This window comes from Rhizobium sp. 007, assembly GCF_015353075.1.
Taxonomy (GTDB): Bacteria; Pseudomonadota; Alphaproteobacteria; order Rhizobiales; family Rhizobiaceae; genus Rhizobium.
This window is the reverse complement of sequence record NZ_CP064188.1, coordinates 1,065,133-1,078,290: the sequence shown is the minus strand read 5'-3', so window position 1 is coordinate 1,078,290 and position 13,158 is coordinate 1,065,133. Positions and strand designations below refer to the sequence as shown.

The window sequence follows — 13,158 nt, the reverse complement described above, 5'->3', positions numbered from 1 at the left end:
TTTGCGAGCTTCGAGGTTGTCGATTGCCGAAATGACTTTCAACCAGTCTCGGTGGTTGCAGCTGCAGGTTCTGATTGATCTCCATAAATCTTATAGATTAATTTACTGCGACCGCGCCAAATATCGGCTAGGCCGAGCCTCAAAGATGCGTCAAGCTCCTCCCAAATCTCGAACCCAGTTGGATCAGCAGCGGTGACGAAAAACGAAACGGACAGCGTCAAAAGACCCGCCATTGCCATCGTTGGCGGCGGCGTTTCCGGTGCGGGTGTAGCCTTTCATCTCGCAAGGACAATGCACGAGCTGCCACGCGTCATCGTCTTTGAGCCGCGCCGCGAATTGGGCCGCGGGCTTGCCTATGATACGAACGACCCTTCCCACCGCATCAATGTTCCGGCAGCCCGTATGAGCCTGCTTCCCGATGAACCGGAGGATTTTCTTGATTGGATTGCCGACAGCGATGGCGTCGCGGACGATCCGGAAGCGTTATGGCCGAATGGCAATCTCTTCCCGCAACGCCGGCTCTTCGGCGCCTATGTCGCTGCGAGACTGCGCCCATATCTTGAAAACGGTGAGGTCGAGCATAAGAGGACGCTCGTAAGAAGGGTGTTACCCGGTCCAAAGGAATGGTTGATCACCGACAGCAACGGCGATGAGACACGCGCGGATTTCCTCGTGATCGCCACCAGCCATCCAGCGCCCTCAGCACCGCGCAGCCTCTCCGCCGCATTGGCCGGCCACCCGCGCTTTGTTGCCGATCCGATGCGCCCCGGCTCGCTCGATGCCATTCGTCCGGACGATCGGGTCCTCATTGTCGGCAACGGCTTGACATCCGCCGATATCGTCGCGTCGCTGACACGCAGCGGGCATCATGGACCGATCACTTCGATTTCCCGCCGCGGGCTTCGTTCGCGCGGCCACCCACCATGCCCGCAGGAGCCCTTCGGCGACTTCCTTTCCGAGCCGGCTACAAGCGCTGCAGCACTCCTCCGGAACGTTCGAAAGACGATCGCGGGGGCGGCTGAAATCGGCGAAAGCTGGCATGCAGTCATCGATCAGGTCCGCAGCAACGGCCATGAAATCTGGCGCAATCTGCCTGTTGCCGAGCGGCGGCGCATCGTCCGCCATTTGCGGCCTTATTGGGACGTCCATCGCTTCCGCATCGCACCGCAGGTCGAAGAGGTGCTGGACCGGGCGATCGTTGAAGGACGCCTCGAGGTCCTTGCCGCTTCCGTTGCCGGTGCCAAAACCGACGGAGCGGCGATCGACGTACTTCTGTTCAGGCGAAGCGGCGAGCGCGTGGAGAAACGCTTCGATGCTGTGGTCGTGACCACCGGTCCTGCCCATGGCAGCATTCTCCAAAGCCAGATATGGCTGCATGAGCTCAACCAGGGCGGTCATCTGAAGCTCGATCCGAGCGGCCTCGGCATCGCCTGCAACGAGAGCTCAGAAGCGGTCGCAACGGATGGTCTGGCGAATTCGTCATTGCTGATCTCGGGTCCGCTGGCGCGCGGCACCTTCGGTGAACTGATGGGACTGCCGCAGGTAACCGAACATGCTGTCTTCATCGCAGCCGAACTTGCAAAAAAACTGAAAGCGGTCCGATAGCGTCGTGTGATTACCGACGAAGATCGGCCGCTTCGCCCCCCGATGTCCGCATAGGGTGCACGAACATTAACCATCTGTAATTCTTACATTTTTGCAATGAAACCGTAATGAACATTTAATTTGTAAATGCGGCTTGACCAGAGCATATCTCTCCAAGACGCCATTTCTTGAAACCGGCAGCATTCGCTACAGTTTCGATGATTGTCCTCTGGAGGCCAAAGGATTGGCGCCACGTTCACCCGACGCCCGCGTTCCCCGGCATGGAACCAAGACGCCGCCATGCAGTATTTTCGCAAGGGACCTGTCACCATGTTACCGATCCTCTCCAAGCATCGCACCGCAGCGCTGATCGGCGCAGCATTTATCGCCGGCACTGCCGTCGTGCCGTTTGCCATCAACGCATCCAATGCCGCCGCCGCTCCGGCGAAAACCAACGGCGCGCTTTCCTCCAGCGGCTCTTTCGCCTCGGTCGTCGATGCCGACAAGCCTGCCGTCGTCACTATCACCACAACGATGAAGGCCGACGCCAGCGCCGACGACGACCAATCGCCGATGGACGAGCAATTCCGGCAGTTCTTCGAACAGCAAGGCATACCATTTCCGAAGCAGGTGCCGCAGCATCAGCACGATGAGCGCGCCATGGCGCTCGGATCCGGCTTCATCATCAGCTCCGATGGCGTCATCGTCACCAACAATCATGTGATCGACAATGCTTTGGGCATCAAGGTGACCCTTGATGACGGAACGGAAATCCCGGCCAAGCTGATCGGTGCCGATCCTAAGTCTGATATCGCCGTCTTGAAGATTGAAGCTCCGAAGCCACTTGCAACGATCGCCTGGGGCGATTCTGACACGCTGAAGCTTGGTGATCAGATCCTGGCCATCGGCAATCCTTTCGGCATCGGCACGACAGTCACAGCCGGTATCGTGTCGGCCCGCGGCCGCGATCTGCACAGTGGTCCCTACGACGACTTCATCCAGATCGACGCGCCGATCAATCACGGCAATTCCGGCGGTCCGCTCGTCGATCACGGCGGCAATGTCGTCGGCATCAACACGGCGATCTATTCACCAAACGGTGGCAGTGTCGGCGTCGGTTTTGCCATTCCGTCCGATGAGGCCAAGGCGATCGTCGCCAAGCTTCAGAAGGACGGTTCGATCGAGCATGGCTATCTCGGCGTGCAGATCCAGGCAGTTACCAAGGATGTTGCAGATGCCGTTGGGCTCAATGCCTCGCAGGGTGCGCTCGTTGCAGCCGTCACCGGGGGAACCCCTGCCGCACGCGCCGGTGTCAAGACGGGCGATATCATCACCGCCTTAGGCAGCGAGACCGTAAAGACGCCGAAAGGCCTCTCGCGTCTCGTCGCCGACATGTCGCCGGGCGCCAGAGAAACGCTCACCGTCTGGCGCGGCGGCCAGAGCACCGATCTCACCGTCACCATCGGCGGCAACGGCACCGGCGAGAAGCAGGCAGCAGCCGAAGAAAGCAGCGGCAGGACACAGACCGGTCCGGGCATCGGAATTGCTCTTGCCGATCTGACGCCGGATACCCGGGAGGAACTTAACCTGGCCAGAGGCGTCACGGGCGCGGTCGTCGCCAGTGTCAATCCGGACAAGCCGGCCGCCGAAGCAGGCGTTCAGACGGGCGATGTCATCGTCTCGGTCAACGACAAGACCGTACATAATGCAGGCGATGTGAAGAACGCCGTCGCCAATGCTGCAAGATCCGGCCGCAAGTCGGTGCTGCTGCTTGTCGAACGTGGTGGCAATAGGATCTTCGTAGCGGTACCTTTCGCAGCGGCTTGACGCCGAATATCATGCGCTCTGCATTCAACCGGATGCGGAGCGCTATTGCTCCAAGCCTTGCGCCGCCTCCACTTCGCTGAGCGCCAGGAAGCGAGTACTCCAGTGGACGCCAGCCAGCATTGGCAGCGTCCAGATCAGTGATGGCAGTAGGGGTTCCCGCATCCTCCCCGTTTCTAGCTTCGCGAGCCAGACATCTGCTACTTTGAACGACAGATGCGCCGACACCAGCTACTTAAGCAACCGTTCATTGCTCTCGAAGAGCGCTCATAAACTTCCGGAATGCTATAATTGGACAATTCCATCGCGATGTTCTCGACGCGTCCGTAATCTACAACCAGGAGGCCGGTGATTTGGGCAGTCGACCCTCTGGATCGATTGCGCGAAGCTCCGGTGCACCCGGCATATTCCATTCCCACAGCGCGACGCATGTGCCGCCGAGCGACATGAAAGATGGATAGATCGCGCCATGATATCGCGATGCAATCAGACGTTCGCGCAGGTGGTGGGTTGCCGGCACCTTGCTTTCATCCATCAGCATCCGCCATTCGCAACGATGGATATCCGCAGTAACGTCAAACTTTCGAAGAAGCATCTGGTCGGTCGTGTCCGCGAGGCGCGCCCCTTTGAGTTCCAATTGCACGATCATCGCCGGGTGCTGAACAAAGCCCTGGTTATATTCGGCCCAGGCCGTGGACAGCTCGCAGGCCGCATAGATGGTCGGGGCACCCACCCGATTCCACCGGCCACCAAAACGGCTGGCGCCCTCCCCAGAAAGCGGCGCATGGGCCCATCGTGGAACGAAGGCGCGCCATAGATGCACGACGGTCTCAGGCATAGACGCCGGAGCGGACGGCCTCGAGATAGGCGAGAACCCGGTCGGACTTGCCTTCGCCGACAAGGTCAAACGCCGTCTTGCCGCCCCAACCGGGGATCGGCTGATGCTTGAACCATATGACCGCACGGTTTTCGTCGCCGGCCATTTCGCTTGCCATCGCAAGGATGCGGACGACGTTGCTCAGCGCATTATCCACTTTGCGGGCGCCCGATTTCGCCGCCAGCGTATTGCGCGCAACCCCGATCAGCCGGGCTAGCTCGGAGAGCGTTACGCCCAGTTGCTCGGCGACGCGCCGGGCCGATAGAAACGACGAATGTTCATCGCCGAAGCGTGCAGCGACATTGCTGAGGCCTGTGGCTGCCATGATGGGTAATCCTCGCATATTTTGATCAATCCTCAATCAAAGTATGCTCAAAGTACGCTCAATTCAAGCATCACTTCGCCAGGATGGCTCCCGCCGCTCGAAAAAGGCGGCAATGCCTTCGCGCGCCTCTTCCATTTCCCAGGTGTCGGCTAATTGCTCGATGACGCTTTCGATGACCGCGTCCGTGATCGGCATTCCGAGCGAGCGCGCAAGTGTCTTGCCTCTTGCCACTGCATCGGGCGACGCCTTCAGGAAATGCCCGATTTCGGCCTCGACTGCCGCATCGAGATCCTCAGCGGGTACAACGTGCCCGGCCAGCCCGGCAGCCTTTGCCTCCGATGCGTTGATCAGTTTACCGGACATGATGAGCGGCCGGGCAGCTCCTTCGCCGATCCGCGCGACGACGAAAGGACTGATCGTTGCCGGGATGATGCCGAGGCGAACTTCGGTCAGGCCGAAACGGGCGGTTTCAGCGGCAATCACCAGATCGCAAACGCTGAGAAGGCCGACACCGCCCCCAAAGGCATTGCCCTGAACACGGGCAATCACCGGCTTCGGAAGGTCATTCAATGCACGGAACATGGTGGCAAGCCGCCTTGCCTCGGAAATCCGCTCATCCCGCCCCGCCTCAAACTGCGCGCGCATCCAATCGAGATCGCCGCCCGCGCAGAAGCTTGCCCCCTCTGCGGCAAGCACGATTACCCGAACGCTGCGATCAGCACCGAGAGCCTTTGATGCGGCGGTCAGTTCATCCATCATCTGGGGCGAGATCGCGTTGTGCTTTTCCGGCCGCGCAAGCGTCAGCCGCGCAAGGCCGCGGGCGTCGATATCGATGTGAAGCGTTTCAGGCATCACGACTTACTCCTCAGCTCACGGGCAAAGGCGGCTGTCTGCCGCAGCTTGTCTTCCGCAAGCCCTGTCGAAAAACCTCTTGCCGCGAGATGCTGCGCGACGGCCATGGTGTCGACATTGCCCTTTGCACCCGGTGCGTAAGGACAGCCTCCGAGCCCGCCGATCGAGGCATCGAAGACGCGAAGCCCATGGTCGAGCGCAACGTCGACATTTTCGAGCGCACGGCCTGAGGTGTCGTGGAAATGGCCGGCAAGCATTGTGGCAGGCGCTTCGTCAAGCACGGCGGCGAGCATCCTCGCCACGGCTTCCGGTGTTCCGCGGCCGATCGTATCGCCAAGGCTGACCTCATAGCATCCAAGTTCCCTCAGCAATGCTACGACCTTCGCGGCATTGGCGGGCCGTACGGCACCTTCATAAGGGCATTCGACGACACAGCTGACATAGCCGCGTAGTGGAATACCGTGCGCGCTGCTTGCCAGCGCGACGGGGCGGAAACGGTCGATGCTCTCGGCAATCGAACAATTGATATTATGCTGGGAGAAGCTTTCGGAAGCTGCGGCAAAGATCGCGACCTCGTCCGCCCGTGCCGAAAGTGCCGCCTCAAAGCCCTTCATGTTGGGGGTGAGGACGGCATAGCGCACGCCAGGTACGCGGCGAATTCGGGCCATCACTTCGGCGGCGTCGACAAGCTGCGGCACCCATTTCGGACTCACGAAACTCGTCACCTCGATGCGCTCGTAGCCGCAATCGGACAGCATATCGACAAGAGCAATCTTGTCTGCCGTCCCGATGAAGTGTTCCTCATTTTGCAGACCGTCACGCGGTGCCATCTCGACGATCGAAACATGTTCCTGGTGTGCAGCCGTCATCATGCCTCTCTAGCCTTCAGGGTGACGAGGACGGCGCCCTCGGAAACCTGCTGACCCTCACTCGCGTGAACGCTTTCCACGATGGCGTCTCGCGCGGCGGTCAGCGTCAGCTCCATTTTCATGGCCTCCATGACGATCAGCGGCGCGCCTTTCGAGACGGTGGCACCTTCGCTTGTCCGCACGATCTTGACGAAGCCTGGCATCGGTGCGATCAGGCGATCGCCGACCTCCGCTTCTGAGGCAGTACCATCCAGCGGATCGGGCAGCGCAAAGAGGTGCGAATTGCCGTCGAGCCTCAGGCACAACCGATGTGTCCCGCGCTCCACCTCGACAGAAACCTGTCTGCCATCGGTCTCCACTTGCAAACGGTCGGCATGGCGGCTGACAATCCTAATGGGAATCACCCGGCGGCCGTCATGGACGGCGAACATGCCGAAGCCTCGAGCGACGACACACAGACTTGCAGGACTGCCTGCATGTTCCAACGTCACTTTACGCTGCATCTCGCCCCAGAGCTGCCAATGGCCGAGCGTGTCCCACGGATCGCGGCCGTGGCTCTTTCCCTCCAGCGACAGCACCGCCGCAAGCGCAATCACCGTGTCTTCGGCAGCTGGAATTGCGGTCAGGGTCTCAAGATTGCGCTCGATCAGACCAGTGTCCGGATGGCCAGAGACAAACTCCTCCTGACGGCTCAGTTTGGTGAGAAAGCCGATATTGCTCACCGTCCCGGCGATGTGCGATGCCTGCAGTGCCCGCGTCAACACCCCAAGCGCATCGGAGCGATTCGCGCCATGCACGATCATCTTGGCGATCAGCGGGTCGTAATGGGCAGAAATCCGATCGCCTGTCCTGACGCCCGCATCGATCCGCACGCCGTCCTTTGGGAAGCGCATCTCGTCGATCACGCCCGTGGCGGGTAAAAAACCCCTTGCCGCGTCCTCCGCGTAAATGCGCGCCTCGAAGGCCCAGCCGTCGATCTTCAGCTCGGATTGTTTTTTCGGAAGCGGTTCACCGGCTGCCACCCGCAATTGCCATTCGACGAGATCAACGCCCGTAATCGCCTCCGTTACCGGATGCTCGACCTGCAGGCGCGTGTTCATTTCCATGAAGAAGAAGCGGTCCGGCCACAACCCCTTCGAGACATCGGCGATGAACTCCACGGTCCCGGCGCCGCGATAATCGATCGCCCGCGCAGCACGCACGGCCGCATCGCCCATGGCGCGACGCACCTCGGCGGTCATGCCCGGAGCCGGCGCCTCCTCGATGACCTTCTGGTGGCGCCGCTGGAGCGAACAATCGCGCTCGAAAAGGTGCACGACATTGCCGTGCCGGTCTCCGAAAACCTGTACCTCGATATGACGCGGTCGAAGCAGGTATTTTTCGATAAGCACGGCATCATCGCCGAATGCCGCCTTCGCCTCGCGCTTTGCCGCCTCCAGGGCAGATGGAAGCTCTTCGGCCCGGTCGACACGGCGCATGCCCTTACCGCCGCCGCCCGCGCGCGCCTTGATGAGAACGGGAAAGCCGATCTCGGATGCCTTGACCGCCAGAAGGTCCGGATCCTGGTCGTCGCCGTGATAGCCGGGCACGATCGGAACGCCGGCGCTTTCCATCAGGGCCTTGGCGGCATCCTTGCGGCCCATTGCCCGGATCGCCATTGGCTGCGGACCAATGAAAACTATTCCCGCCGCCTCAACAGCCTCGGCGAACTCGGCGTTCTCCGAAAGAAAGCCATAGCCCGGATGGATCGCATCGGCGCCAGCCCGCTTGGCCGATTCTATAACACGCTCGATCGAGAGATAACTTTCATGGGCCGCCGAACCGCCGATGCGGATCGCTTCGTCGGCAAGCTCGGCGTGCAGCGCGCCGCTGTCGGCATCGGAATAGACCGTGGCTGTGCGCACGCCCAGGCGGCGGGCGGTACGAATGATACGGCAGGCGATTTCACCACGGTTCGCAATCAGGATCTTTCCAAACATCGCAGCCTCACATCCTAAACAGGCCGAAGTGCGTGTTCTCGATCGGCGCATTCAGCGCTGCTGACAGCGACAGGCCGAGAACATCGCGGCTCTTTGCAGGATCGATGATGCCGTCGTCCCAAAGGCGGGCGGAGGCATAGAGCGGATGGCTCTGGCTTTCGAAGAGATCGAGAACCGGCTTTTTGAAAGCCGCCTCGTCTTCAGCATTCCAAGGCGTTCCGGCGCGGATCAGCGCTTCGCTGCGAACGGTCGCAAGCACGCCTGCCGCCTGCTCGCCGCCCATTACGGAAATCCTGCTGTTCGGCCAGGTCCAGAGGAAGCGCGGCGAAAAGGCGCGGCCCGCCATGCCGTAATTTCCGGCGCCGAAGGAACCCCCGATCAGCATGGTGATCTTCGGTACCTTGGTGGTTGCCACAGCCGTGACCAGTTTGGCGCCATGCTTGGCGATACCTTCCGTCTCGTATTTGCGCCCGACCATGAAGCCGGTGATGTTCTGCAAAAAGACCAGCGGGATTTTCCGTTGCGAGCAGAGCTCGATAAAATGTGCGCCCTTGACCGCAGATTCGGAAAACAGGACGCCGTTGTTGGCAAGGATCCCGACAGGGACGCCATGGATATGCGCAAAGCCGCAGACGAGCGTGGCGCCGTAGCGTGCCTTGAACTCGTCAAAACGCGAACCGTCGACGATGCGGGCGATCACCTCACGGACCTCGTAGGGCGTGCGAAGGTCGGCGGGCACGATACCGGCGATTTCCGCGGGATCGTAGTGCGGCGGCTCTGCCTCGCGAAGTTCGACCGTATGTGCTTTTTGCCGGTTCAGCGAGGCAACGGCGCGGCGTGTCAGCGCCAGGGCATGGGCATCGTCGCGCGCCAGATAGTCGGCAACGCCAGAAAGGCGCGTGTGCACGTCGCCGCCGCCGAGCTCCTCGGCAGAGACCACCTCACCCGTCGCCGCTTTGACGAGCGGCGGCCCAGCGAGGAAGATCGTTCCCTGCCCTTCCACGATGATGGCTTCGTCAGACATGGCAGGGACATAGGCGCCACCTGCCGTGCAAGAGCCCATCACCACGGCAATCTGCGAGATTCCGGCCGCCGACATATTAGCCTGGTTGAAGAAGATCCGGCCGAAGTGATCACGATCGGGAAAGACCTCGTCCTGGTTGGGCAGATTGGCGCCGCCGGAATCAACCAAATAGATGCAGGGCAGGTTGTTCGCCGCTGCGATCTCCTGCGCCCTTAGGTGTTTCTTCACCGTCATCGGATAGTAAGTGCCGCCTTTGACCGTCGCATCGTTGCAGACGATCATGCATTCGCGACCTGCGACGCGGCCGATTCCCGTGATCAGCCCGGCTGCCGGCGCCTCATCGCCGTACATGCCGTAAGCAGCTGTCGCGGCAATTTCCAAAAACGGTGTTGCCGGGTCGATTAGTCCCATGACCCTGTCGCGCGGTAGCATCTTGCCGCGACCCACATGCCGCTCGCGTGCCGCCGTCCCGCCGCCGTTCTGGGCCGATCGCGCGACGTCCTCAATAAGCCTGACAGCCTCCTGCATGGCCGCCTGATTGGCCCTGAAGGTTTCAGAATTGATCGCGATCTGGGATTTGAGTACGGTCATGCCGTCTCCGCAAAGAGCTCGCGTCCGATCAGCATTCGCCGGATTTCGGAGGTTCCGGCGCCGATCTCGTAGAGCTTAGCGTCCCTCAAGAGCCGCCCTGCGGCATAATCATTGGTATAGCCATTGCCGCCAAGCGCCTGGATCGCTTCGAGCGCCATGCCAGTTGCCTTTTCCGCTGCATACAGAATGCAACCTGCAGCGTCCTTGCGGGTCGTCTCGCCGCGGTCGCAGGCCGCCGCCACGGCATAAACATAGGCGCGCGCCGTATTCAGCGTCACATACATGTCGGCGAGCTTGGCCTGCATCAACTGGAATTCGCCGATCGCCCGGCCGAACTGCTTGCGTTCATGCAGATAGGGCAGAACAAGATCCACGCAAGCCGCCATGATGCCGAGGGGACCGGCCGAAAGCACCACGCGTTCGTAATCCAGGCCTGACATCAGTATCTTCACGCCGTCGCCGATTGCGCCCAGCACGTTCTCCTCGGGCACTTCGCAATCTCGAAAGATCAGCTCGCAAGTGTTCGAACCCCGCATTCCAAGCTTGTCGAGTTTCTGGCCTGTGGCAAACCCCTGGAAGGTCTTCTCGACAAGGAACGCCGTGATGCCGCGCGGTCCGGCCTCAGGGTCGGTCTTGGCATAGACCACGAGCAGATCGGCATCCGGACCGTTGGTGATCCACATCTTGTTGCCGTTCAGGAGATATCGATCGCCGCGCTTTTCGGCCTTGAGCTTCATCGAAACGACATCCGAACCGGCATCCGGCTCCGACATGGCGAGTGCGCCGACATGTTCGCCCGAGATAAGCTTGGGCAGATAGCGGCTCTTTTGCGCGTCATTGCCGTTGCGGTTGATCTGATTGACGCAGAGGTTGGAATGCGCCCCATAGCTCAAGCCGACCGAGGCCGAGGCGCGGCTGATCTCCTCCATGGCGACGCAATGGGCAAGATAACCGAGACCCGCGCCGCCATAAGCGTCGTCCGCCGTGATGCCGAGCAGGCCCATATCTCCCATCTCCCGCCAGAGCGGTGCTGGAAAATTGTTACTGCGATCGGTCTCTGCCGCTAGTGGCGCAATGCGTCCACTCGCAAACCGCCTGACACTTTCGCGCAAGGATTCGATCTCGTCGCCGAGTGCGAAATTCAACCCACCTGAATACATCCGGCCTCTCCCCTTAGCCGTCGATCACGCCGCATCGTCACCGGCATCTGCTCTCCTTCGAGGTCGCAGTGTTGATCCATGATACTGGAAGCAATGCTCCTCCGCTTCATCAGTCCAAGTCAGAACGATAGCACCCGATCCGCAGAATTTCCCCACCAAAAATGCTGCCGCGGCGCATCAATCGAAAAGCGAATGCCCAGGCTCGCGATATTTTCATAAAGGAGCTGGGATCGACGGTTGTTGAACCATCTGCCGCCGCGATTGTGCGGCAAACAGCCGGCCGGCGCTATTGGCACGCGGCACCGCGCATAGCTGATCAATTGATCTTCACGCCCTTCGAGCGCATGCGCGAAACGGTCTCACGCTCGGCCCGCTTGCACCGCATGGGCGGCAAACCGCGGTCCATCAGGTCCATGTCCTCCAACACCATGTCGCCCATCTTCTTGAAGGCACCGTCGAGTGCACCGGCACGATGGGCGGAGCGGATGAACCCCTTCAAACTGCGCACCGGATGGTCAAGCGGCAACGGCTCTTCGGGATACACGTCGCTTGCCGCAACGATATGGCCCGATGCGACGGCCGCCATCAGCGCATCGAAATCGACGACATCGGCCCGACTGAGCAGGATGAACGCCGAGCCGGGCCGCATGCTGGCAAACGCCTCAGCGTTAAGGAATTGCTTGTTCTCACTGGTCACAGCCGCAACGACAAAAACGAAATCGCTCTCGGTTAGCACCTCTCTTAGGCTCGCCGCCTCGACGCCGTGCTCCTCCAGGATGGAGCGCGGCAGCCAGGGATCGAAGACCCGGATCGTCGCCCGGAAACCGCAAAGCACCCGCCGGAGCGCCTTGCCGAGATCGCCGAAGCCGATGATGCCGATCTCGGAGCCTGAAATCAGTCGGGAACTTGCATTGCCCTCTCCGCCCCAAAGCTCTCTGCCTTTACGAAAAGCCAAGTCCTGGTCGACGATGCCGCGCGCGAGCGAAAGTGCAAAACCCAGACCGATTTCCGCCACGGGTTCGGCAAAGACCTGTCCCGTTGTGACGACGTGAATGCCGCGCTGGAAGAGGATTTCATAAGGCATGTTGTTGATGAGATTGCTTTCGACGTTCAGCACGCAGCGTAATTCGGGCATGCGCGCCAAGGTCCCGACCGACAACGGCGGCTGGCCGATGATGTAACGCGCCTTGCCGAGAACGTCATCGCCGAGCCCGGCGACATTCTCCGGATCGGCCTCGATGATCTGATATTTGGCGTGCAACAGTTTTCGCGCCTCGTCGGTAAAGATCAGATCGAGCGTGCGCGGTTCCGGTGCACTGATCGCCAGTGGCCGCTCGTCATATGCCATCTCTTCTCCTCCGCAGCCCTTTAGGGGCTGCCTGCTTAACGCACCCTAGAGCAACCCCGCATTCGTTCGCGAAGCTACCAGATGCCTGGCACAAGCCGGTGCTTCACGTTCCGGCGATAGCGATCATAGCCGGATAATTCCTTGACCAGGTGCTTTTCTTCGTCGAGCAGCCTGGGACCAGGCCTGTAGCGACTGGTTGACGGCCACGAGAAGGTAAAACGGAGGCGTACAATCCCATAGAGGCCTGTCGAGTTAACATCTCCCCCGGCCGAAAGGACGGGATTTTCAGGGGCGGCTCTGGCCGCCCCTTTCGCGTTCTCGGGAGACGGATTTAATCGCCGATGGCCGTGTTCCGGCCGCTAGGATGTTGACCGCCGCGTTGACGTCGACATGGTCTGCGTGTCCGCAGGAGAGGCAGAGGAACTTCGCTTGGTTTTCGCGGTTTCCCTTGTCCCTCGACCCGCATTCGGGAGCAGGTCACGGACGTGTATCGCGGATCGACCTTCACGAGGTTGCCGCCGAGGAAGGCCAGCTTGTAGGAGAGCAGCCGTTCGAAGCGGTACCACGCCGCCGCGAGGATCGAGCGGTTGAGTGCGGCCTTCTGCGCGACGTTCTTTCCCGGTTCCTCTGCCGTCCCCTTGGCCGAGGCGCTCATGTTCCTGATCTTCAGGTCTTCGAGGACGGCCGTTGCGAAGCGCCGCGCGATGCGCGTCGTCGTGAAGGTC

The 13,158-nt window shown here is 60.8% G+C and carries 11 protein-coding genes; 2 read left to right on the top strand and 9 right to left on the bottom strand.

The window, feature by feature from the left end; all coding sequences use genetic code 11:
- The first annotated feature begins 192 nt into the window (after positions 1-192).
- Positions 193-1,605 (top strand): FAD/NAD(P)-binding protein, encoded by a 1,413-nt coding sequence (locus ISN39_RS26260; RefSeq protein WP_246763436.1) that lies wholly within the window; start codon positions 193-195, stop codon positions 1,603-1,605.
- A gap of 309 nt (positions 1,606-1,914) precedes the next feature.
- Positions 1,915-3,411 carry a DegQ family serine endoprotease gene (locus tag ISN39_RS26255; RefSeq protein WP_194731927.1) on the top strand — a complete coding sequence of 499 codons (1,497 nt, stop codon included), beginning with the start codon at positions 1,915-1,917 and terminating at the stop codon, positions 3,409-3,411.
- Between the two features lie 328 nt (positions 3,412-3,739).
- Here the strand turns inward: ISN39_RS26255 and ISN39_RS26250 are convergent, their stop codons facing one another.
- The 9 genes from ISN39_RS26250 to ISN39_RS26210 all read right to left on the bottom strand — a co-directional run bounded on the left by ISN39_RS26250 (position 3,740) and on the right by ISN39_RS26210 (position 13,088).
- The gene (locus ISN39_RS26250) at positions 3,740-4,246 is read right to left on the bottom strand and encodes an RES domain-containing protein (RefSeq protein WP_194731066.1); all 507 of its coding nucleotides are present in this window, start codon (positions 4,244-4,246) and stop codon (positions 3,740-3,742) included.
- Positions 4,239-4,610: a DUF2384 domain-containing protein gene (locus tag ISN39_RS26245; protein ID WP_074072035.1), complete on the bottom strand. Its 372-nt coding sequence runs from the start codon at positions 4,608-4,610 to the stop codon at positions 4,239-4,241. The genes ISN39_RS26250 and ISN39_RS26245 overlap by 8 nt, the downstream gene beginning before the upstream one ends.
- Positions 4,611-4,673: 63 nt before the next feature.
- Positions 4,674-5,465, bottom strand: coding sequence for a crotonase/enoyl-CoA hydratase family protein (locus tag ISN39_RS26240; RefSeq protein WP_239600559.1), 792 nt, complete (start codon positions 5,463-5,465; stop codon positions 4,674-4,676).
- A complete protein-coding gene (locus ISN39_RS26235; RefSeq protein ID WP_194731926.1) occupies positions 5,462-6,331 on the bottom strand; it encodes a hydroxymethylglutaryl-CoA lyase in 870 nt (289 codons plus the stop codon). Before ISN39_RS26235 ends, ISN39_RS26240 begins: the two co-directional genes overlap by 4 nt.
- Positions 6,331-8,310, bottom strand: coding sequence for an acetyl/propionyl/methylcrotonyl-CoA carboxylase subunit alpha (locus ISN39_RS26230; RefSeq protein WP_194731064.1), 1,980 nt, complete (start codon positions 8,308-8,310; stop codon positions 6,331-6,333). The genes ISN39_RS26235 and ISN39_RS26230 overlap by 1 nt, the downstream gene beginning before the upstream one ends.
- Positions 8,311-8,317: 7 nt before the next feature.
- Positions 8,318-9,925: a carboxyl transferase domain-containing protein gene (locus tag ISN39_RS26225; protein ID WP_194731063.1), complete on the bottom strand. Its 1,608-nt coding sequence runs from the start codon at positions 9,923-9,925 to the stop codon at positions 8,318-8,320.
- Positions 9,922-11,085, bottom strand: a complete 1,164-nt coding sequence (locus tag ISN39_RS26220; protein ID WP_194731062.1) for an isovaleryl-CoA dehydrogenase — start codon at positions 11,083-11,085, stop codon at positions 9,922-9,924. The genes ISN39_RS26225 and ISN39_RS26220 overlap by 4 nt, the downstream gene beginning before the upstream one ends.
- A gap of 316 nt (positions 11,086-11,401) precedes the next feature.
- Positions 11,402-12,433, bottom strand: coding sequence for a hydroxyacid dehydrogenase (locus tag ISN39_RS26215; RefSeq protein WP_074072041.1), 1,032 nt, complete (start codon positions 12,431-12,433; stop codon positions 11,402-11,404).
- A 331-nt stretch (positions 12,434-12,764) separates the two neighbouring features.
- Positions 12,765-13,088 carry a zinc ribbon domain-containing protein gene (locus tag ISN39_RS26210; RefSeq protein ID WP_194731061.1) on the bottom strand — a complete coding sequence of 108 codons (324 nt, stop codon included), beginning with the start codon at positions 13,086-13,088 and terminating at the stop codon, positions 12,765-12,767.
- Positions 13,089-13,158: the final 70 nt, after the last annotated feature.

Coding starts and splice junctions, on each gene's coding strand:
- ISN39_RS26255 (WP_194731927.1), top strand. CDS start 1,915: ATGTTACCGATCCTCTCCAAGCATCGCACCGCAGCGCTGATCGGCGCA.
- ISN39_RS26250 (WP_194731066.1), bottom strand. CDS start 4,246: ATGCCTGAGACCGTCGTGCATCTATGGCGCGCCTTCGTTCCACGATGG.
- ISN39_RS26245 (WP_074072035.1), bottom strand. CDS start 4,610: ATGGCAGCCACAGGCCTCAGCAATGTCGCTGCACGCTTCGGCGATGAA.
- ISN39_RS26235 (WP_194731926.1), bottom strand. CDS start 6,331: ATGACGGCTGCACACCAGGAACATGTTTCGATCGTCGAGATGGCACCG.
- ISN39_RS26230 (WP_194731064.1), bottom strand. CDS start 8,310: ATGTTTGGAAAGATCCTGATTGCGAACCGTGGTGAAATCGCCTGCCGT.
- ISN39_RS26225 (WP_194731063.1), bottom strand. CDS start 9,925: ATGACCGTACTCAAATCCCAGATCGCGATCAATTCTGAAACCTTCAGG.
- ISN39_RS26220 (WP_194731062.1), bottom strand. CDS start 11,085: ATGTATTCAGGTGGGTTGAATTTCGCACTCGGCGACGAGATCGAATCC.
- ISN39_RS26215 (WP_074072041.1), bottom strand. CDS start 12,433: ATGGCATATGACGAGCGGCCACTGGCGATCAGTGCACCGGAACCGCGC.
- ISN39_RS26210 (WP_194731061.1), bottom strand. CDS start 13,088: ATGAGCGCCTCGGCCAAGGGGACGGCAGAGGAACCGGGAAAGAACGTC.